General features: G+C 65.3%; 18 protein-coding genes and 1 tRNA gene. 3 read left to right on the top strand and 16 right to left on the bottom strand.

Features of this window, described 5'->3' with window-relative positions:
- Positions 1-33: 33 nt before the first annotated feature.
- The 3 genes from pucL to uraD all read right to left on the bottom strand — a co-directional run bounded on the left by pucL (position 34) and on the right by uraD (position 1,921).
- The gene (pucL, locus tag BLT92_RS04415; protein ID WP_092108781.1) at positions 34-918 is read right to left on the bottom strand and encodes a factor-independent urate hydroxylase; all 885 of its coding nucleotides are present in this window, start codon (positions 916-918) and stop codon (positions 34-36) included.
- 188 nt (positions 919-1,106) lie between these two features.
- On the bottom strand, positions 1,107-1,430 hold the full coding sequence (uraH, locus tag BLT92_RS04420) for a hydroxyisourate hydrolase (protein WP_092103512.1): 324 nt from the start codon (positions 1,428-1,430) through the stop codon (positions 1,107-1,109).
- A complete protein-coding gene (uraD, locus tag BLT92_RS04425) occupies positions 1,427-1,921 on the bottom strand; it encodes a 2-oxo-4-hydroxy-4-carboxy-5-ureidoimidazoline decarboxylase (protein WP_092103514.1) in 495 nt (164 codons plus the stop codon). The genes uraH and uraD overlap by 4 nt, the downstream gene beginning before the upstream one ends.
- A 264-nt stretch (positions 1,922-2,185) precedes the next feature.
- Between uraD and BLT92_RS04430 the strand changes: the two genes are divergently transcribed.
- Together BLT92_RS04430 and bcp are read left to right on the top strand one after the other, a co-directional pair.
- A complete protein-coding gene (locus BLT92_RS04430; protein ID WP_092108783.1) occupies positions 2,186-3,358 on the top strand; it encodes a glycerate kinase in 1,173 nt (390 codons plus the stop codon).
- 43 nt (positions 3,359-3,401) lie between these two features.
- On the top strand, positions 3,402-3,869 hold the full coding sequence (gene bcp, locus BLT92_RS04435; protein ID WP_092103516.1) for a thioredoxin-dependent thiol peroxidase: 468 nt from the start codon (positions 3,402-3,404) through the stop codon (positions 3,867-3,869).
- An 80-nt stretch (positions 3,870-3,949) separates the two neighbouring features.
- Here bcp and BLT92_RS04440 read toward each other — a convergent pair whose 3' ends face one another.
- From BLT92_RS04440 to BLT92_RS04500, 13 genes are all read right to left on the bottom strand, one after another.
- Entirely contained in the window at positions 3,950-4,951 is a 1,002-nt protein-coding gene (locus BLT92_RS04440; protein ID WP_092103518.1) for a PDDEXK family nuclease, read from the bottom strand.
- Between the two features lie 184 nt (positions 4,952-5,135).
- Complete coding sequence (allB, locus tag BLT92_RS04445; RefSeq protein ID WP_092103520.1) at positions 5,136-6,515, bottom strand: allantoinase AllB; 1,380 nt, start codon at positions 6,513-6,515, stop codon at positions 5,136-5,138.
- 143 nt (positions 6,516-6,658) lie between these two features.
- Positions 6,659-8,452 (bottom strand): glyoxylate carboligase, encoded by a 1,794-nt coding sequence (gene gcl, locus BLT92_RS04450; RefSeq protein WP_092103522.1) that lies wholly within the window; start codon positions 8,450-8,452, stop codon positions 6,659-6,661.
- Between the two features lie 170 nt (positions 8,453-8,622).
- Positions 8,623-9,510, bottom strand: coding sequence for a 2-hydroxy-3-oxopropionate reductase (locus BLT92_RS04455; RefSeq protein ID WP_092103524.1), 888 nt, complete (start codon positions 9,508-9,510; stop codon positions 8,623-8,625).
- Between the two features lie 71 nt (positions 9,511-9,581).
- Positions 9,582-10,394 (bottom strand): hydroxypyruvate isomerase family protein, encoded by an 813-nt coding sequence (locus BLT92_RS04460; RefSeq protein ID WP_092103526.1) that lies wholly within the window; start codon positions 10,392-10,394, stop codon positions 9,582-9,584.
- Between the two features lie 263 nt (positions 10,395-10,657).
- Positions 10,658-11,944: a guanine deaminase gene (gene guaD / locus BLT92_RS04465; protein ID WP_092103527.1), complete on the bottom strand. Its 1,287-nt coding sequence runs from the start codon at positions 11,942-11,944 to the stop codon at positions 10,658-10,660.
- A 61-nt stretch (positions 11,945-12,005) separates the two neighbouring features.
- Positions 12,006-12,794: a xanthine dehydrogenase accessory protein XdhC gene (gene xdhC, locus BLT92_RS04470; RefSeq protein ID WP_172802550.1), complete on the bottom strand. Its 789-nt coding sequence runs from the start codon at positions 12,792-12,794 to the stop codon at positions 12,006-12,008.
- A complete protein-coding gene (xdhB, locus tag BLT92_RS04475) occupies positions 12,791-15,223 on the bottom strand; it encodes a xanthine dehydrogenase molybdopterin binding subunit (RefSeq protein ID WP_092103531.1) in 2,433 nt (810 codons plus the stop codon). The genes xdhC and xdhB overlap by 4 nt, the downstream gene beginning before the upstream one ends.
- Positions 15,220-16,680: a xanthine dehydrogenase small subunit gene (locus BLT92_RS04480; RefSeq protein ID WP_092103533.1), complete on the bottom strand. Its 1,461-nt coding sequence runs from the start codon at positions 16,678-16,680 to the stop codon at positions 15,220-15,222. Before BLT92_RS04480 ends, xdhB begins: the two co-directional genes overlap by 4 nt.
- 229 nt (positions 16,681-16,909) lie before the next feature.
- Positions 16,910-18,385, bottom strand: a complete 1,476-nt coding sequence (locus BLT92_RS04485; RefSeq protein WP_092103535.1) for an NCS2 family permease — start codon at positions 18,383-18,385, stop codon at positions 16,910-16,912.
- 399 nt (positions 18,386-18,784) lie between these two features.
- Positions 18,785-18,872: transfer RNA gene (locus BLT92_RS04490), tRNA-Ser, on the bottom strand.
- An 89-nt stretch (positions 18,873-18,961) separates the two neighbouring features.
- The gene (locus BLT92_RS04495) at positions 18,962-19,408 is read right to left on the bottom strand and encodes a nucleoside deaminase (RefSeq protein WP_092103538.1); all 447 of its coding nucleotides are present in this window, start codon (positions 19,406-19,408) and stop codon (positions 18,962-18,964) included.
- A gap of 59 nt (positions 19,409-19,467) precedes the next feature.
- Complete coding sequence (locus BLT92_RS04500) at positions 19,468-20,019, bottom strand: tRNA adenosine deaminase-associated protein (protein ID WP_092103540.1); 552 nt, start codon at positions 20,017-20,019, stop codon at positions 19,468-19,470.
- 78 nt (positions 20,020-20,097) lie between these two features.
- On the opposite strand from BLT92_RS04500, the gene upp reads away from it, so the two are divergent.
- A complete protein-coding gene (upp, locus tag BLT92_RS04505; RefSeq protein WP_092103542.1) occupies positions 20,098-20,736 on the top strand; it encodes a uracil phosphoribosyltransferase in 639 nt (212 codons plus the stop codon).
- The last annotated feature ends 164 nt before the right edge of the window (positions 20,737-20,900 follow it).

The following is a 20,900-nucleotide window of genomic DNA, read 5'->3' on the forward strand; positions in this document are numbered from 1 at the left end:
AGGTGTTCCCCGTGGACCCGACTGCGGTATTTATCAGCAGAAGCCGGCGATCTGCGCCCAGGCTTCCTTGGATTCCTCCACCCCGTCGCGGGTGAAGGTGGCCTCGATCAGCCCGTAGGGGCGATCTGCGACGATGAGCACTTCGTTCGGGTTCTCCAGGCCGAAGCGCTCGATGTCGTAGAGGAAGTGGTGTTTGTTCGGGCAGGAGAAGCGGATCTCGTCGATCTCCGGCACGGCGTCGATGACCTTCTCACCCATCTGGTACAGGGTGTGCTGCAGGGCATGCGAGTAGTGGTCGGTGAACGAATCGAGGATGATCTCCTTGACACGCGTGTACACGCCCTCGAAGTCGAGCTCCGTGGTGTTGTAGATCCAACGGGTCGCGATGTCGGTGGCCAGAATCCGGTCGTCGGTCTCCGGCAGGGTCGTGTACTTGTCCTTCGGGTAGCCCACGAAACCCGATTCCGTTGTCTTGAGCACGGTGAGTCCGTAGAAACCGGAGATCAGCGTGGTCGCGTCACCGTCGCGGGTCAGCACTGCGGTGCGAGTCTCGGGCGCAGACTTGTAGAACGAGTGGTTGTGGTCGTTGATGCGCGACCAGCCGTATTCCTCTGCCGCCCAACGTCCGCCGGTGACCCAGTCGAAGCTCGAGGCGAAGTGATCGCCGAGGCCCAGGAGGAACTGCTCGGGTGAGCTCACGCCGAGTTCCTTGGCCTTGGCGAAGACCGTGTTCTTCTGGGTGTCGGTGGCGACGACGTGCTCGTTGTTGCCCTCGGTGTGGGCGGTCTCGAAGTCGCCCCACAGCTGGGAGGTGACGTTGAGGTCGCGGATCTCGTGACGTTCGGAGTCACGGTAGACCCTCATCAGACGGTTCTCCGCCTTGCCGTACTGATTCGTTGTCAGTTTCACCTTGCTCATCTTCTTGCTCCTGTTGCTGAAACCAGCGACCGCGACACACTCGTCGCCGAGCCTGTCCTGGCCGCTGCGACCAATTGATTTGCGAGGTTGCCGGACGACTCGCCCGGCGAACTTCGGCGGTTTGTTGAGGATCATGATCCTGTAAGGGGGCCTGCTTCCCCTGATGTCGTGTGGGTGGTGCCGTCCGCTCAGCTTCCCCGGTAGGTGCTGTAGGCGAACGGACTCAGCAACAATGGTATGTGATAGTGCGCCTCGCCCGCCTTGACCGTGAAGTCGATCGTCACCTGAGGGTGGAAATGATCCTGCCCCTGGGCCTCGAAGTAGGCACCGGTACCGAATACGATCCGATAATCACCGGCGCCGAGGTGGTCCGGTCCGAATTCCGAGACACGACCGTTGCCGTCGGTGCGGGCGTTGGCGAGCACCTCGGTGCCGGAGTAGAGCGTGACCTCGAGGTCGGCGGCGGGAGTGCCGAGCGTGGAGTCGAGTGCGTGGGCGGAGATGAAGCTCATGCGAGGATTCCTTCGAGTCTTAACGTGGCGATCTGGATCAGCTGCTCGCCCACCTCGGCGAGTTCAGCGGTGTCGGTGTTGGTCATGCGGCGTTCGAGTTCGGCGAGGATCTCTTCGGGGTCGCGTCCTGCAGCACGGATGAGGAAGACGCGGTCGAAGCGCTCCTCGTAGGCGGCGTTGCCTGCGGCGAGACGGTCCTGGACACTGCCGTCGAGGGCACCCAGGCCCGCCTGCTCACGGGAAGAATGGGCCGCCTCGGCGGACGAGCCTTTGGCCTTCTCACCGATCCGGGGATGGTGGGACATGGCCTGATTGATCTCGTCATCGGTCAGTGGCGCGGCGCTGGTGCGGGCTGCCTCGAGGGCGGCTTCGACGCTGGAGAACGGCCGCGCGGCGACAACCCCGTCGATCCACCGGTCGACGTCCAGGCACGGGCGCAGGCTCGCGCGGGCATCATCGCTCGACAGCTGATTGAACTCGCCTAGGTCCACATTGACCTCCTGAGAAAATCGAGATGCTCAAGCACTGAGATTGTGTTTCACATCACGGAAGATTATTTCCATTTAACTGCTTCGAGTTTGACCCCAGGTCCGCGCTAAGTCAAATTTCACGGTCGATTCCGGTGGCGCCGTCTGTCCGGATTTGGAAAAGTTATTCCACAAAGCGGATAATGGTGGCAGAGTCCCTCGCGCAGTCCGCGTTCTGGGCACTTGGCCATCGTTTTCTCGACAATGAGGTTGAATGACGTCATGAGCATGGAAGCACCCACGATCGTCTGCGTGCCCGATTCCTTCAAGGGTTCGGCCGGCGCCCCCGCCGCTGCCGCCGCCCTCGCCCGCGGTGCCCGCCAAGTGTTCCCCGACTCGCAGATCACCGATCTGCCCTTCGCCGACGGCGGTGAGGGAACCCTCGACGCCCTGTTGGCCGTGTGGGACACCCCGGCCCGTTCGGTCGAGGTCGTCGATGCCCTGGGCCGGCCGACGACGGCCCTGTTCGGCATCTCCGCCGACGGGAAGACCGCGGTCATCGAAGCGGCTCAGGCCAACGGTCTCCCCCAGGTCTCCGACGTCGCCCTCGCGCCCGAGCGCGCCGATACCTATGGGGTAGGACTGATCGCCCGCCACGTCCTGGACCAGGGAGTCGAAGAGATCCTGCTGTGCATCGGCGGCTCGGCGAGCACCGATGGCGGCGTCGGCATCGCCTCGGCCCTGGGCGCGGCCTTCACCGACCCCTCCGGTGCGCCCATCGCCCCCGGTGGCGGCGGACTGTCGGCCCTGGCCAACGTCGATGATTCCGCGCTGGACCCACGTGCCCGCGAGGTCCGCTGGCGCATCGCCGTCGACGTCGATAATCCGCTCACCGGCCCCCGTGGCGCCGCCGCGGTCTTCGGCCCTCAGAAGGGCGCCGACGCCGCATCCGTTGCGGTCCTCGACTCCGGACTGGCCCACCTCGCCGAGGTGCTCGCCGCCTCGGCCTCTGAAGCGTCGTCAGTTGCGGCAACGCCGGGCTTCGGTGCCGCCGGCGGAATCCCTCTGGCTCTGACGAGTCTGCTGGGCGCCGAGGTGGTGCCCGGGTCGACGATGGTCGCCGAGGCGGTGGGCCTGACCGAGGCCCTGGCCGCCGCCGACATCGTACTCACGGGCGAAGGCTCCCTCGATACCCAGTCCTTGGGCGGCAAGGTCGTCGCGGCCGTACGCGACTACGCCCCCGCCTCGGCGAGGATCATCGTCATCGCCGGCCGCGTCGCGCTCAGCCCCGCCGAATGCCGCGCCGCCGGCATCACGGCCGCGCTGTCGATCGCGCCTGGCCCGGCCGATCTCGCCGAACTCTCCGAGCGCGCCGAGGAGCTCATCGAAGCCACCGCCGCTCACGCGTGCGCGCTCGTGGACGCGGGCGCGGGCGCGGGCGCGGGCGCGCATCAGAACTGACCACCACCAGCACAAGCAGTCACCTACGAAAGGATGCATCATCATGAGCACACAACTCGAAGTCGGACAGAGCGCACCGGATTTCTCCCTGGCCGATGCCAGCGGACAGACCTACTCGAAGGCGGACTTCGCCGGAAAGAAGGTTATCCTCTATTTCTACCCGAAGGCCGCAACACCCGGCTGCACGACCGAGGCCTGCGACTTCCGCGACAACCTCTCGTCCCTGGCCGCAGCCGGATTCCAGGTCATCGGCGTCTCCCCCGATGATGCCGAGGCGCTGCAGGCGTTCACGGATGATCAGCAGCTGACCTTCCCGCTGCTCTCCGATCCGGGTGCGGAACTGGCAAAGGCCTACGGGTCATTCGGCGAGAAGACGATCAACGGCAACACCTTCGAGGGCACCCTGCGCTCAACCTTCGTCATCGACGAAGACGGCGCTCTCTCCGACGTCGAGTACAACGTCGACGCCGAGGGTCACGTCGCCCGCCTCCGCGAGAAGCTCGGCGCCTGAGGTCTCACACCCTCCCCTCAGCCACCCCGACGTCACTAATTGCGCCCGGCGCCGCCCGCATATAGTGACGTCGGGGAGCCTTAGCGTGCAATGGCTCGTTCTGCGACGACACGTTTGATGTCTTCAAACGGCCCCACGGAGAACAACTGGCGCCAGGTCAGGTGGATCACCCGATAGCCTTGTGCCATCAATCGAGCGTCACGATTCTTCTCAGCTTCGAGAGCCTGCCGTGGTGTCCTGGTCCCCATCGAATACTTCCCGAGTCCATCGACCTCGATGATCACTTTTGACCCTCGGTGGCAGAAGTCGACCCGGGCCCACACGCGACCGAAATCATCTTTGAACTCTACCTGAGGTTCGAACCCTCCGATTCCCGACTCGAAGAGCCTCACCGCGGCTATCGTTTCCGCCGGCGATTCCCGCCGATCGTCCGCCAGGTCAAAAGCGCTCCGCGCCCTGAGCTGGGCACGAGCTTGACCACACTCTGCAAAGATCCGTTCGATCGAATCGACGTCGGTCACGCAGTTGTGAAGAACGTCATCGATCATCGTCACCGCGGTTGCCAAATCATAGGTCAACGCGACGTCGACCAATGTCCTCTCAACAGTGGTCACGCGGTAGATACCCACCGCGGTCACGTGCGCTGACGGCAAAGCGGCATTCCGCACCCGAAGATGACGATGCTTACGGGCAGCACCAGGCCGCAGAATCTCAACTCGCGGATCTGGAATGCCAGCAAGCGGGAGTCCGTGTATCAGAGCAGCGGAGAGGTGCGAGAACGTCTCTCGAACGGCACCGGCCGGATCAGAGGAATACTCCTCGTTGACCTTCTCTGCCCGTGCACGGATGAGTGCCTTGAGATTCTGCTCGGAATCGCGGCGATCGTTGAATGTCTCAAACTGCTCAGCACTCCCCTCACTCACTGCTGCCCAGATGGTCGCGTGCTCGGGTGCGCGACACGTGCGCTCAACAGCGTACCGACCTCGAGCTATCCTCTGGACACAACACTTTTCAGCCCGCGCCAGCTCGCGCTTGGTGAATCCCGAGCGAAGCAATCGCGCCGTCGTCATGATCGAATACATACAACAGATAATGGCAACAAACAGCATCATTCGCCATGGTGTCGACAAAACTGTGGATAACCCTGTGGATGAAGCCGCCGCTGAATTTCTTCGAGCAGACACTAAATCTCCCCGACGTCACTAATCGCGGGCGGCGCCGGGCACAATTAGTGACGTCGGGGAGATTTTAGGGTGCCAGCGCACCTCAGCGAGCGCGCAGCAGGCGGCCCTGGGGCTCGTCGAAGTTCACGGGGGCGCCGCGGAGAATGGTCTCCGTGACGCGGCCGCGGACGGCACGGGCGTCGTAGGCGCTGATCTGGTTGCGGTGATACAGGTCGGCGGCGGCGACCGTCCACTCCTCATCTGGGGCGAAGACTGCGAAATCCGCGTCGTTGCCGAGGGCGATCGCGCCCTTGTCCGCCACTCCGGCGACTGCGGCGGGGGCCGAGGACATCCAGGCCACCACCTCGGCGAGGTCGATGCCCCGCTTCGCGGCCTCGGTCCACATCAGTGAGAGGCCCAGCTGCAGGGAGGAGATGCCACCCCACGCGGCGCCGAAATCACCGGTGTCGATGAGCTTGAGTTCGGCCGTCGAGGGCGAGTGATCGGAGACGACGCAGTCGATCGTGCCGTCGACGAGCCCCTGCCACAGTGCCTCCCGATTGGATTCTTCGCGGATCGGCGGGCAGCACTTGTGCGTGGTCGCCCCGTCCGGAATCTCCTCGGCAGTGAACACGAGATAGTGCGGGCAGGTCTCGACAGTGAGCTTCACACCCTCGGCCTTGGCCTCCGCGATCTGCGGGAGCGCATCGGCCGATGACAGATGGAGAATGTGCGCACGGGCACCGGTCTCCCGGGCGGCGTCGATGACGCGGGCGATCGCGACATTCTCCGCCTCACGGGGGCGGGAGGCGAGGAAGTCGCTGAACTTGCGGCCCGAGTTCTTCGGCGCCTCCGCCATCACCGAATGATCCTCGGCGTGGACGATGAGCAGACCGTCGTATTTCGCCAGCTCGGCCATATCGGTGCGCAGCTCCTCGGGCTCCAAGGGTGGGAACTCCTCCACACCCGAGTCCTCGAGGAAGCACTTGAAGCCATAGACTCCGGCGTCGAAGAGGGGCTTGAGGTCCGTGGTGTTGCCGGGGATCGCGCCGCCCCAGAAGCCGACATCGACGAAGGCTTTGGGCTCTGCGACTTCGCGCTTGATGTCCAACGATTCGACGTTGACCGTGGGCGGCAGGGAGTTCAGCGGCATGTCGACGATCGTCGTCACGCCTCCGGCAGCTGCGGCTCGGGTGGCGCTGGAGAAGCCCTCCCATTCGCTGCGACCGGGATCGTTGACGTGGACATGCGAATCGACGAGACCGGGCAGCAGCACCTGATTCTCGTCGACATCGACGACCTTCGCGTTCGCCGAGGTGGTCCCGTTCAGTGTTGCCCCCGCGGTGGCGATCTCGACGATCGTGCCGTCGCGCACACCGACCTCGGCCGCGCCCACGCCATCGGGCAGAACTGCCCGCTGGGCTCGGATGACCAGGTCAAAGCCCTGGTCGGTGGCCTGTGCTCCGCCGCCATCGACGTTCATACATCCTCCTCATTCGCTCCGACGCATCTCGCCGAGCATGTCATAGAAGCCCCCGAGGGGATCGGATTCGTGTGTCCGACACCCTCGGGGCCATGGTATACCAATTGTGACGTGGCCGACATCGGACCCGGTCGGCCGGACGTCTACTTCGCTGCGGCGAGCTCGCTCATCGGGGTCAGCGCGGTGGGCGCGTCGGCCGGGGTCTGAGCGAGGACGTCGAACTCGTTGATCGCATCCAGCGAGGCACCCATCGAGATGTTCGTGATGCGCTCGAGGATGATCTCGACGACGACGGGGACCTGATGCTCATCCATGAGCTCCTTGCCCACCCGCAGTCCCTCACCGATGAGTTCGGGATCTTCGACGCGCAGCGCTTTGCATCCCAGTCCCTGCGCAACGGCCACATGGTCTACGCCGTAGCCCGCAGCTCCGCCCGAGGAGTTGATGTTGTCGAAGGCCAGCGACACCTCGTAGTCCATGTCGAAGCCTCGCTGCGACTGCCGAATCAGACCCAGGTAGGAGTTGTTGACGACGACGTGCAGGTACGGGATCTGATGCTGGGCACCGACGGCCAGCTCCTCGAGCATGAACTGGAAGTCGTAGTCACCGGACAGGGCGACCACGGTCTCCTCCGACTTGGCCTTCGCCACGCCCAACGCAGCCGGTCCGGTCCAGCCCAGGGGACCCGCCTGACCAGCGTTGATCCAGTGGCGGGGCTTATATACGTGGAGCATCTGGGCACCGGCGATCTGACTCAGGCCGATCGTCGACACATAGGTCACGTCGTCACCGAACGTGGAGTTCATCTCCTGGTAGACCCGCTGCGGCTTGATCGGCATGTCCGTGTAGTTGGTCTTGCGGTGCTCGGTGGACTTGCGCTGCGTGCATTCGCCGGCCCAGCCGGTGAAGTCGGGCAGGCTCGCGCCGCCGCGACCGCGAGCAGCGACCAGCAGCGCGTCGAGGGCGGCACCGGCGTCGGAGACGACGCCGTAGTCGGGTGAGAACACACGTCCGATCTGCGTGGGTTCGATGTCGATGTGGACGAACTTCCGTCCCTCGCGGTAGACGCCCAGGTCACCGGTGTGGCGGTTGGCCCAGCGGTTGCCGATGCCGATGACCAGGTCGGATTCGAGGAACGAGGCATTGCCGTAGCGCACATGGGTCTGGATGCCGACCATGCCCGCCTGCAGCGGATGGTTGTCCGGAATCGTGCCCCAGCCCATCAGGGTCGGTGAGACCGGGATCGAGGTCGCCTCGGCGAATTCGACGAGCTTGTCCGCCGCATCGGCATTGAGGATGCCGCCGCCGGCGATGATCAGCGGGTGCGACGCGGCGGCGATGAGGTCGAGGATCTTCTCCGCCTGCGCCGAGGTGGCCGCAGGCTTCGATGGCACCAACGGTTCGTAGGTGTCGATGTCGAAGTCGATTTCGGTCTGCTGGACGTCGATCGGCAGATCGATGAGGACCGGACCCGGCCGGGCCGAGCGCATCAGCTGGAAGGCCGACTGGAAGACGCCGGGAACCTGTCCGGCCTCGAGGACGGTCTTGGCCATCTTGGTCACCGGCTTCGCGATCGAGGCGATGTCCACGGCCTGGAAGTCCTCCTTGTCGAGGACTGCGACGGGGGCCTGTCCGGTGATGCACAGGATGGGCTGCGAGTCCGCGGCGGCGGCGTAGAGCCCGGTGATCATGTCGGTGCCGGCAGGCCCCGACGTGCCGAGGCAGACGCCGATGTTCCCGGCCTTCGCTCGCGTGTATCCGTCGGCCATGTGCGAGGCGCCTTCGACGTGGCGGGCCAGTGTGTGGCGGATTCCGCCGTGGGCCCTCATCGCCGAGTACAGCGGGTTGATGGCCGCACCCGGCAAGCCGAATGTTTCTGTGGCGCCTTCCTTTTCGAGGATGAGCACCACCGCGTCAACTGCGCGCATACGTGTCATTGTTCTTCCTTCGTGTCAGCGAGTCCGCATCGGAGCGGACCGAGTTCAGTGGCCCGCGAGCGGACTGAGGCGGGTGGGCCGGCGACGACGTTGTCGCCGGCCCGGTTCGTGGTGGGAGAAGGCCCTCGGTGTCGCAATGCCGAGGGCCCCGCCCTGTTTGTGGGTTGGCTTCAGCTCTGATTCTTGCCCGAGAGCTGCTCGACGACGGTGAAGAGCCCCGAGTGGTCGAGTCCTCCGTTGCCCTGTTGGACTGTCGAGGCGACAAGCTGCGCGACGGCCGATCCGAGTGGGATCGAGACACCGGCCTCGCGGGCGGCGGCGGTGACGATGCCCATGTCCTTGTGGTGCAGCTCCAGGCGGAAGCCGGGGTCGAAGGAACGGTCGAGCATCTTCTGCCCCTTCTGGTCGAGCACCTTCGAACCAGCCAGTCCCCCGCCGAGGACCTGCAGCGCCGAGTCGGTCTCGACGCCGTAGGCCTCGAGGAAGACGACGGCCTCGGCCAGGAGTTCGATGTTGCCGGCGACGATGAGCTGATTCGCGGCCTTGACGGTCTGCCCCGAGCCCGCAGGTCCGACGAGGACGATGGTCTTGCCGACCGCATCGAAGACATCGCTCACGGCATCGAAGTCGCCCCTGTCGCCTCCGACCATGATCGACAGCGCGCCGTTGATCGCTCCGGCCTCGCCGCCGGAGACGGGTGCGTCGAGGGGCTTGAGTCCCTTCTGGGCGGCCTGGGCGGAGAGGTTCTTTGCGACGTCGGGACGGATCGTCGAGTTGTCGATCCAGTAGGCACCGGATTTCGCGTGGGCGAGGATGCCCTCCTCGCCGGTCAGCACGTCTTCGACGTCCGGGGAGTCCGGGACCATGGTGATGATGACATCGGCACCGTCGACCGCCTCGGCGATGGTGCCTGCGGCCTGGCCGCCGGCCTTCTCGAGTTCCGCAGCTTTCGCGGGTGTCCGGTTGAAGCCGCGGACGGTGAAGCCGGCGGTGACGAGGTTCTTGGCCATCGGCAGACCCATGATTCCGAGTCCGATGAATGCGATTGTCCTGCTCATGTTCATATCCTTTGCAGATGTGTGGTCGTGGGCGGTCTGCGCTCGTGCGCCGCCTGGAACGTGTTGGGGCTTCAGTTCGCGAGCCACTCGAATGCGGTGGCGCGATCCTGCTTGTATTCGAGGGCGATCTGGCCGGTGTAGCCGAGTTCGTAGGAGCGGTTGATCCAGTCCTGCAGGGGCAGCTCTCCGGTGCCGGGGGCTCCGCGGCCGGCGGCGTCAGCGATCTGGATGTGTCCGAACCTCGCTGCGTCGGCCTCGATGACCGCGGCGACGTCGTCACCGTTGATCGACATGTGGAAGAAGTCGGCGAGGACTGCGATGTTGGTCACGCCCTGGGCGCGAGCCTTCTCGACCACGCCTGCGGCGTCGGACGCTGTCTTGAGCGGGTAGGCCTCGGCGCCGGAGACGGGCTCGACGAGGACTGTGCCGTCGATGGCGCCGACGGCGTCCGACGCGAGCTTGAGGTTCTCGATCGCGACCTCGTCCTGCTCCTCGGGGGTTTGTCCCTCGGTGCGCAGGCCGTAGAGGGCGTTGAAGGCGCGGCAGCCGGTGCGGCGGCCGATCTCGACGACGATATCGACGTTGGCCGCGAAGTCGGCCTCTGCGCCCTTGATCGAGACCATGCCGCGGTCTCCGCCGGCCATGTTGCCGGCCCAGAAGTTCAGTCCCTTGAGCTCGACGCCGGCCTTGTCGAGCGAGGCGATGAATTCGTCGACCTCCGCCGAGGTGGGGGTCGGGTTGCCGTCGAAGGGCCACCAGAATTCGACCTGGCTGAAGCCGGCATCCTTGGCCGCCTGGGCCCGGTCCATGACGGGCAGCTCGGTGAGCAGGGTGGAGCAGTTGAGGATGTAGCTGTCGGCATTGGTGAAATCGAATGTCGTCATGGGATTCTCCTTCGCGTCTCTGCGAGTCCGGGTTTCCATTGTTTTCGTATCGTGGAATTGTATTTCCGTTTGATGAAATCAAGCATAAGCAGGCTCGCGAGCCGGAGTCAACCCCCGCCGCAAAGTTCTCCGCACACTGCCCGCACCGCACGACGACGAAAGCAACCCTTCGGTCGCTGAGCACCCCGTAGCGAGGTTGCTCAGCGACCGAAGGGTTGCTGAGATTCATAAAGGCGGCGCGGGCGGAGCCCAGCGCGCCTGCGTCAGCCTTTGACGAGGCCTCCATCGACCCACACGCGGGTGATGTCGGCCGGTGTCCCCATGGCGAAGATCTTCGCCAGTGCGTCCTCGTCGCTGCTGGCGTGTTCGAGCCCCACCGCCAGGGGCTGGCCCGCGGCGGGTGAGATATAGGCGGCGTCGAAGCGTTTGCCCACGGACAGGTCGCCCACATCGTCGCTGAGATCGAGCGCCTCGGCGCCGGCGGCTGTGGCCAGGTGCAGCAGGTGCGCTGAGCTCAGCGGCAGGCCTCCCGAGGGGTCGAGCTGCTGCATGAAGTAGGCCTGGACGCCCTCCTTGAGCAGGGAGAACCCTGTTCCCGCGCCCACGTCGGAGCCGAGCGCGACGCGCACCCCAGCTTCGATGTGCCGACGCAGCGGGAAGAATCCGCTCGCCAGGTTCGAATTCGAGGTCGGACAGTGCGCCGAGGCGGCCCCGACCTCGGCCATTCGAGCCAGTTCACGGTCGCTGGGGTGGACATTGTGGGCCATGATCGTGCGCCGGCCCAGCAGACCGGCCCGGTCGTAGGTGTCGAGATAGTCGCGTGCTTCGGGAAACATCTCGGCCACACCGGCGATCTCGTCATGGTTCTCGTTGAGGTGAGAGGTGACCCAGATACCCGGGTTATCAGCCACCACCTGCCCACCGGCGGCCAACAGCTCCTGCCCGGCGGAGAAGGAGAAGCGCGGGGTGAGCGCATACCGGAGGTGGCCTTTGCCGTGCCAGCGGTCGATGAGGCCCTGACTCTCGGACACCGACCGCTCCACGCTCGTCAGCAGTTCTTCCGGGAGGATCCGGTCACTGGTGACCAGGCCCGACGTGATCCGCAGACCCGCCTCGGCGGCTTGGGAGAACAGCGCGTCGACGGCAGTGGCGAAATGCGAACCGAAGACCATCGCCGAGGTGGTCCCTGCCGACGTCAGTCCGGTGAGGAATTCGCCGGCCAGGGTCTGCGCATAGGCCTCGTCGCCGAGCTTGGCCTCCTCGGGCAGGGCGCAGTGGTCGAGCCATTCGAGCAGGGGTTTGCCGAGGTAGCCGATGGCGCGGATCTGCGGGTAGTGGACGTGGGTGTCGACGAGGCCGGGGATGAGCACTCCGGAGCGCAAGTCGATCACCTCGGCGTCGGGATGGGCTGCCACCGCGCTCGGATAGTCGGTGCGGGCGATGATGAGGCCGTCGTCGACGACGAGCGCGAGGTCCGCATCGGAGCGCAGCTCACCTCCGGCGAAGGGGTCGGTGGGTGTGTCGAAGACTCGGGCACGGTAGATGAACATAGTGGTGGTGCTTCCTGTGAAGTGACAAACAGTGGTGTCTGGTTCGGTGTGACGCGTCGGGTCAGCCCATGCGGGTCAGCAGGTCGGCGGCGACGCTGAGAGCGATCGTCGCCGGCTGCTTTCCGGGCAGATCGGACAGACCGATGGGGCAGTCGATGGTGTCGACGGTTTCGGGAGTGTGGCCTTCGGCGATGAGGTTCTTTCTGAACCGCTGCCATTTGGCGCTCGAGCCGATGAGCCCGATGGAGCCCAGGTCGCCGCGGGTCAGCGCCGCATCGCAGAGGTGCAGATCCTCGGCGTGGTCGTGCGTCATGATGAGGACGTGCGTGCCCGCCGGCAGGACGGTCAGCACCTCCTCGCCGACGACGGCGAACTCACGATGAATCGCCGCCACCGGCGGCTCCAGACGGTCGAGCTCCTCGAGATGCTCGGGACGGGAGTCGCTGACGTGGACGTCGATGTCGTGACGGGCCAGGATCCGGGTCAGTTCGAGACCGATGTTGCCGATCCCGAAGATCGCCACCGAGGCGGGCACGGGCAGCGGCTCGAGCAGCACGTTAACCTCCCCGCCGCAGCATTGGCGCCCGTATTTGGCCGGTGCCTTGTCGTTGAGCCGCAGCGTGAGCATCTCGGGTGCGGACGACGACTCGGATGCGAGGATCTCGCGGGCGCGGGTGACGGCCGTCATCTCCAGATTGCCGCCGCCGATGGTCCCATGTAGGTCATCGGCGGTGACGATCAGCTTCGCTCCGGCCTCACGCGGGGCGTGCCCGCGGACCGCGGCGAGAGTGACGAGGACGGCCGGGACTCGAGAAGCACGAAGCTCGGCCGCTGTGTCCATCCAAGTCATGACGGGACACTGACGCCTTCCTGGTCCCCCGGAACAGCGTCTGCCTGCACTGCGCTGCCCGGGGCGACAGCATCGCCGGTGGGCTGCGAACGCACCGATTCGATGGCCCAGAACACGGCCTCTGGTGTCGCCGGTGAGGCCAACTCGACCGACGGGCCTGCCTCACCGGCCGCCGAACCCGTGCCGAAGGCGGCCACGGCATCCCGCAGGGCCTCGCGGACGGAGAATGCGAGCATCAGCGGGGGTTCGCCCACGGCCTTGGAACCGTAGACGGCGCCCTCTTCGTGCGCCTTGTCCAGCAGCGAGACGTTGAAGACCTCCGGGGCTTCGGAGAAGCTGGGGATCTTGTACGTGCTCGCGGCCTGGGTGGCCAAGCGACCTCGGCTGGGCTTGTCGGAGGCATCCCAGCGCAGGTCCTCAAGGGTGAGCCATCCGGCACCCTGGACGAATCCGCCTTCGACCTGCCCGAGGTCGATCAGCGGTGACAGCGAATCGCCGACGTCGTGGACGATGTCGACGCGACGCAGCTCGTAGGAGCCGTCGAAGCGGTTGACCTCGACCTCGCTCACGGCGGCGCCGTAGGCGAAGTACTTGAAGGGCTCCCCGGTCATGATCGACAGGTCCCAGTGCAGTCCCTCGGTCCGGTAGAACCCCGATGCTGAGAGCTGGATCCGCTGGAAGTAGGCGGCGTTGATGAGCTCCTCCCAGGTCACCGTCTTCTTCGATGACAACGCGCTGACGATGCCGCGGCTGACGGTGACTTCGTGGGCGGGCGCTCCGAGGATTCCCGCGGCCACCTGCGTCAGGCGGCCCAGGATCTGCTCGCAGGCGTCCTTGACCGCACCGCCGTTGAGATCGGTGCCGGAGCTCGCCGCCGTCGCCGAGGTGTTGGGGACCTTGTCCGTTCTCGTGGGCGCGAGGCGGACCGTGGACAGGGGCACCCCGAGGGTGGTGGCCGCGACCTGCAGCATCTTCATGTGCAGGCCCTGCCCCATTTCGGTGCCGCCGTGGGTGACGAGGACGGAGCCGTCCTTGTACACGAGCACGAGGGCACCGCCCTGGTTGAAGGCCGTGAGGTTGAACGAGATCCCGAACTTCACCGGGGTCAGTGCGAGGCCGCGTTTGACGTGTGGGCTCCGAGCGTTGAACTCAGCGATCTCTGCCTCCCGAGCCTCCACCTCGGCACTGGTCACGACCTGGTCCCAGGCGGCCTCCATCCTCTCGGGGTGGCGCACGGGCTGGTAGTACGGGGTATCCTGGCCGGCCTGGTAGAAGTTGCGGCGGCGCAGTTCACGGGCGCTCAGTCCCAACTTCGGGGCGACTCGACCGAGGATGTCCTCCATCACCAGCATGCCCTGGGGGCCGCCGAATCCGCGGAAGGCGGTCTGCGAGGTCTTGTTGCACTTCGCAATCCGCCCGGCGACGCGGATGTTGGGCACCCAATAGCTGTTGTCGATATGGCACATGGCCCTGGTCAGCACGGGCTCGGACAGGTCGAGACTCCACCCGCCGTCGGCGGTCAGCGTCGCGTCGAGGGCCAATATCTTGCCCTCTTCGGTGAAGCCGATCTTCCAGGACGAGTGGAAGCCGTGGCGCTTGCCGGTCATCGTGATGTCGAGCGTGCGGTTGAGCCTCAACCGCACGGGGCGACCGGTGAGCTTGGCGCCGAGGGCCGCGAGCGCGGCGTAGCCGTGGGGCTGCATCTCCTTGCCGCCGAAGCCGCCGCCCATGCGCAGGCATTGGACGGTCACCTCGTGGGCGGGGACCCCGAGGACGTGGGAGACGATGTCCTGCGTCTCGGTGGGATGCTGCGTCGAGCACTGGACGAAGATCTGCCCGCTCTCATCGACATGGGCCAGGGAGGCCTGGGTCTCGAGGTAGAAGTGCTCCTGGCCGGCGAGCTCGAATTCGCCTTCGAACACATGCGCGGCATCGGCGAAGGCTCCGGTGGCGTCGCCCTTGTCGATGACGGGCTGGACGCCGTGGAAGCTGTTGGCCTCGATCGCCTCGGTGACGGTGACGAGTGAGGGCAAGGTCTCGTAGTCCACGGCCACGGCCGCGGCCCCGGCCTTCGCGGCTTCGAGATCGTTGCCGAGGACCCAGGCGACGGGCTGACCGTAGAACATCACCTCGTCGACGGGCAGCATCGGCTCGTCGTGTTTGACGCCCTGATCATTGACGCCGGGGATGTCGGCGGCGGTGATCACGCGCACGACCCCTGGCACCTGGTAGGCGCCGTCGATGTCGACGCTCTTCAGCTTCGCATGCGCCTGAGTCGACTGCACCGGGTAGGCGTGGAGAACCCCCGCGAGACGTCCGACGAGGTCATCGGTGTAGAGGGCCGCTCCGGTGACGTGACCGAAGGCGCTTTCGTGGTGGTGGGACTCACCGACGATGGGGTCGGTGGGCCGCTGTGACAGCTGGCTCATCGTCCTGCCTCCTGTTCGGCAAAGAAACGTTCCAACGAGGACCGCAGCATCGCGGTCCGGTACTTCGCACTCGCCCGGTGATCATCCATCGGGGTGCCTTCGGCGGCCAACGTCTCGGCCGCACCGTGCACGGTCTCCAAAGTCCAGGGTGACCCTTCCAGCAGAGCCTCGGTGGCTGTGGCCCGCAAGGGGGTGGCAGCCACGCCGCCCAGACCGATCCGAGCTTTGGTCACGACCTGGTCCTCGACGTTCACGGCATAGCCGATCGCGACCGAGGAGATGTCGTCGAAGCGGCGCTTCGCGATCTTCTGGAACGAGGTCATCGGCGACAGCGGCAGCGGGATGCGAACTGCGGTGATGAGTTCGTCCGCGCTGCGCACGGTCTGCCGGTAGCCGGTGAAGTACTCGGCCAGATCCACGACCCGTGACCCCCTCGCCGAGGTGAGCACGAGCTGTGCGTCCAAGGCCAGGAGTGCCGGCGGGGTGTCACCGATGGGTGATCCCGTGCCGAGGTTTCCGCCGATGGTGGCGGCGTTGCGGATGAGGCGGGAGGCGAACTGCGGGATCAGTTTGCCCAGCAGCGGGATCGAGCCGGCGAGTTCGCGTTCGAGTTCACTCAGGGTCTGAGCAGCACCGAGTTCGATGTACTCGTCGGTGCGGGCGATGGTGCGCAGTTCGGGCAGGCGGTCGATGGCGAGCATCGATTTGGCGCGTGCGCCCTTGATGTTGACCTCGACGCCCCAGTCGGTGGCGCCGGCGACGACGAGAACCTCGGGTTCGCCCGCCAGGATGTCGAGCGCCTCGGCGATGGTGGACGGGCGACGATAGCGTCCCGGTTCACCGGTGGCCGTATCGGCTCGGTGGATGTCCGTGTTCGCCGAGGCGGGTGCCGGCTGCTCGCGTCGCGCCGCGACCCGGTCGCCGGGTTCGGGCTGGCCGAGCGCGTAGGCGGCGTCGCGGATGGGGCGGTAGCCGGTGCAGCGGCAGAGGTTGCCGGACAGGGAGTGGATGTCGAAGCCGTTGGGACCGCAGTGATGGTCGGCGGCGTCGGCGGCACGTTCGGGCCGATAATATTCGGCGGCCATGGAGCAGATGAAGCCGGGGGTGCAGTATCCGCATTGGGATCCGCCGCGCACGGCCATCTCTTCCTGGACCGGGTGGACGCTCTCGCCCTCGGCGAGGCCCTCGGCCGTGATGGCCTCTTGGCCATCGAGTGCGGCGGCGGGCAGCAGGCACGAGTTGATCGAGGTCCAGCGGGTTGACCCATCGGCGTCGGGGCGGGCGACCATGATCGCGCAGGCCCCGCATTCGCCTTCGGCGCAGCCTTCCTTGGCTGCGGTGAGGCCGACTCCGCGGAGAAAGTCCAGGGCATTGGTATGTGGGGGCCCGTCGAATTCGTGAGCTGTCGAGTTCACCGAAATCTGGGCGGTGGAACGTTGTGTTGCCGGGGCAGACATCGCACTTACCTCCTGCGCCTCGTCTCTGCGGCGCACAGTGCATGGTTGGAACAATTGCTTCGTTCTTCGAAACTTCTGGTTATCCATGCGAACAGCAGCGAAGAACGTGGTGTCGAGGTGACGGGGTGGCCCAGTTGGCTGGGTGACCCGTCAGTGCAGCGACTGACGGGCTCTCAATCGCCGTGTGCGATCTGGCCCTTTCCCCAAGCAAGATGTCCAATCATTTCACTCATCCACCCAACATAGCCGATATCGGTCCGCGAACGAAGTACAGCACGAATCCTGCCGACACGACCCAGAGGAGCCAGTGCACGTCCCGGCCGCGCTTGCTCATCGCGTGGATGAGGGCCCAGGAGATGAATCCGACGCCGATTCCGTTGGCGATCGAGTAGGTCAGCGGCATCGTGACCATGGTCAGGAACACCGGCAGCGAGGTGCGGAAGTCGCTCATGTCGATCTCGCGGATCTGCGTGACCATCATGGCGCCGACGACGACGAGCGCTGCGGCTCCGGCCTCCATCGGAATGACTCCGATGAGTGGTGCGAAGAACATCGAGACCAGGAACAGCCCGCCGGTGACGCAGGCGGCGAGTCCGGTGCGCGCGCCTTCGGCGATGCCGGCCGCTGCGTCGACGAACACGGTGTTCGACGAGGCGGAGGCTCCACCACCTGCGACGGCACCGAGGCCCTCGACGACGAATGCGCCGCGGATGCGGGGGAACATTCCATCAGAGGTCTGCAGTCCGGCGCTGCGAGCCAGGCCGGTCATCGTGCCCATGGCGTCGAAGAAGTTCGTGAACACCAGGGTGAAGACCAGCATCGTGGCCGCGAGCACGCCGATGCGCTCAAAGGATCCGACGAGATCGAAGGCTCCGATGAGGGAGAAGTCCGGCAGAGCGAGGATCTGGCTGGGGATCTCGGGGGCGGAGAGGTTCCAGCCCACGGGGTCCGGGTTGACCGGGTCACCCACGGTGCCCAGCTTCGCGAAGGCCTGGATGACCATCGCGACGATCGTGGCCACGACCATGCCGATGAGGATTCCGCCCGGCACCTTGCGCGCGACGAGGATGCCGATGAGGATCAGGGCGAACAGGAACACCGCCGTGGGCAGGGACGCGATCGACCCGTTCTGGCCCAGCTGGACCGGTGGTCCTTCCGGAGTGCGGGTGACGAACCCGGAGTTGACAAAGCCGATGAACGCGATGAACAGGCCGATGCCGACCGTGATCGCGACCTTGAGGGCATGGGGCACGGCGTTGAAGATCGCTGTGCGGATACCGGTGGCTCCGAGCACGACGATGATGACGCCGTTGATGACCACGAGCCCCATGGCCTCGGCCCAGGTGACCTCCTGGACCACCGAGACGGCTAGGAAGCTGTTCATGCCCAGTCCCGCGGCGAGAGCGAACGGGAGCTTCGCGACGACTCCGAACAGGATCGTGATGACGCCGGCGATGAGGCCGGTGACCGCGGTCAACTGGGCGAAGTCGAGCGACCCGCCCGCGACGTCCTGAGATCCGCCCAGGATGAGCGGGTTGAGGACGACGATGTAGGCCATCGCAACGAAGGCGACGATGCCTCCGCGAATCTCCTGCTTGATCGAGGAGCCACGCGATGTGATTTCGAAGAATCTGTCGAGCAAGCCCGGACTCCCGGTGCTTTCGGGGGCGGTTGTCGTATCCCGCCCTTGGTCGTTGTCAGCCATTTTCATGGACCACCTCTAGTTGTTCGATTTGATCAGCCGCCGGCATCATCGTCGACGGCCATGCGCCTTGAACATGCGCAGAGGAACAGAAACCACTCCATAATAGAATCTTCTTTTCACATCATGGAAGAACACTTCCGTTCCGACTGACCAGTTAAGTCTGTTTTGCATAATGTGTCAACGATCACAGCTTGATCACACTGATTGACAACGGCCAGCTCGCCCCCTCTCGGCCACACGCCATCATCGCAAATGCCGAGCCGACGCCCACCATCGGGGGCAGAGAGGGCCTCGCGGCGGCAGACAAGGCGGAACGTCAAGCCAGAGGCCGGCGATGGTGAAATGGCAAAGGCCCCGAACATCCTGTTTGACCAGGGCGTTCGGGGCCTTGCACAGCGGCGGTGGCGGTGGGATTTGAACCCACGGTAGGGGGATGCCCTACACGACATTTCGAGTGTCGCACCTTCGGCCGCTCGGACACGCCACCGCGGACAACATTACAGTTATGCCCGGGTGGCGTCCAAATCGAGAGGCAGTGACCTGAGCCACTGTTCTGATGTCACCTCGCAGCCTCGCTCAACCAGCGGGGCTCCCCCGCTTCGCGGCAAAGAAATCACTGAGCAGCGCACTGCACTTACTCGCCGCGACTCCGGAGTAGACCTCGGGGTGATGCAGGGCCGCACGGTCTCGCAGCAGATCCCAGACGGACCCTGCAGCGCCGGCCTTCTCATCGAATGCACCGTAGACGACCCGAGCAATCCGCGATCCGACCACAGCGCCGGCGCACATCACACAGGGCTCCAGGGTGGCCACAAGGGTGCAGCCGTCGAGGCGCCAGCGCCCGGTCGCCTCGGCGGCGTTGCGCAGCGCCATGAGCTCGGCATGCCCGAGCGGATCCTGATCGACCTCGCGTCGATTGTGACCGCGCCCGATCACCGAACCGTCGCCGTCGAGGACCACGGCCCCGACGGGAACGTCGTCATGCTCGCCGGCCAGGGCCGCCTCGGCGAGGGCGAGTGCCATCCAGCCCTGGAAATGCGCGTGAGCGCCGAAGCCGAGTTCCGCACTCTCCTCCGGTGAGCTCAGCGGGCGGCCTCGAGCTGGTCGGCGAACCCGACGGTCTCGCCGACGTGGGCGACGACGCGGGCAGGATCGGAGCGGTACTTCTCCACCTGCTCGATGAGATCAGCGGCGAGGACCCCACGGTCGGCATAGATCTCGGCATCGCCTGCCCATTCGGCGTCGGCGTCGAACTCGAGCATTGCGACGTCCTCATCGTCGTCGTCATCGTCATCTGCAGTCTCGTCTTCTTCGAGGCCGAACTCCTCTTCTGGCTCCGCCTCATAGGCGTCGGGCTGCGCATCGAGGAAATCGGCGAAGATCTCTGCGAAGGGGCTGAGCTCGACGGCACGAAGGTCGGACAGGAAGACCTTGACCTCGTTGTTGTCGCAGACTCGCACGAGCCCGAACCATTCGTCCTCGTGTTCGATGACCGCGACCGATTCGCCGTCTTCCGCCCCGGCGGCTTGCATCATGTCGACGAGGCTGTCGAGGTCGGAGGCATCCCGAACATCGACATCGAGCGCACGAAAACCATCGCTTGATTCGGCAAGGATCTCAGTGAAGTAGGACATGCCTCCATTGTGACGGCTTCGGAGTCCTTTCACCACAGCCCGACGCGCGAAGATGAAAAGTTCCGTACCATTTCTCTTATGCGCCTTCATGTAGCCGATCATCTGCTCATCGCCCACAAACTCAGCGTCCTGCGTGACCGGAGCACCGATTCCGCTCGGTTCCGTCAGCTCACCGAAGAGCTCGTGATGCTTCTCGCCTACGAGGCTACGCGGTCGGTGGCCGTCGAGGACAAGGAGATCACGACCCCCGTCACGACGTTCACCGGCACGCGCCTGGCCGAGCCCCGACCTGTCGTCGTCCCGATTCTGCGCGCGGGCCTGGGCATGCTCGACGGCATGCTGCGCATCCTCCCCACCGCCGAAGTCGGCTTCCTGGGGATGGTCCGCGATGAGGAGACCTTCGAGCCCAGCGCCTACGCGGATCGTCTGCCCGATGATCTCAGCGGGCGGCAGATCTTCGTCGTCGATCCCATGCTGGCGACGGGTGGAACCTTGGCCATGGCCATCGACTTCCTCCTCGCCCGAGGCGCCAGGGACGTCACCGCGGTCTGCCTCGTCAGCGCCCCGGAGGGTGTCGAACGGATCGAGAAGGATTACGCGGAGTCCGCGAACGTCGAGATCTACACGGCCGCGCTCGACGAGAGGCTCAATGAGAAGGGCTACATCGTCCCGGGCCTCGGTGACGCCGGTGACCGGATGTACGGAATCGTCGACTGAGCTGAGCCGGAGATCGTGACGATTTCTTGTCATATTTCGTCACACTCGTCTCATTTTCGGGCTTTCCTTTGCAACTTGCGAGTTTTATGACAAATAATGAAGCCATGACTTCCACGACGCACCAGACGCGAATGCGCCCCGCAGGCATGTGTATGCCCTGCGTT

Source organism: Brevibacterium picturae (genome assembly GCF_900105045.1).
Classification (GTDB): Bacteria; Actinomycetota; Actinomycetes; order Actinomycetales; family Brevibacteriaceae; genus Brevibacterium; species Brevibacterium picturae.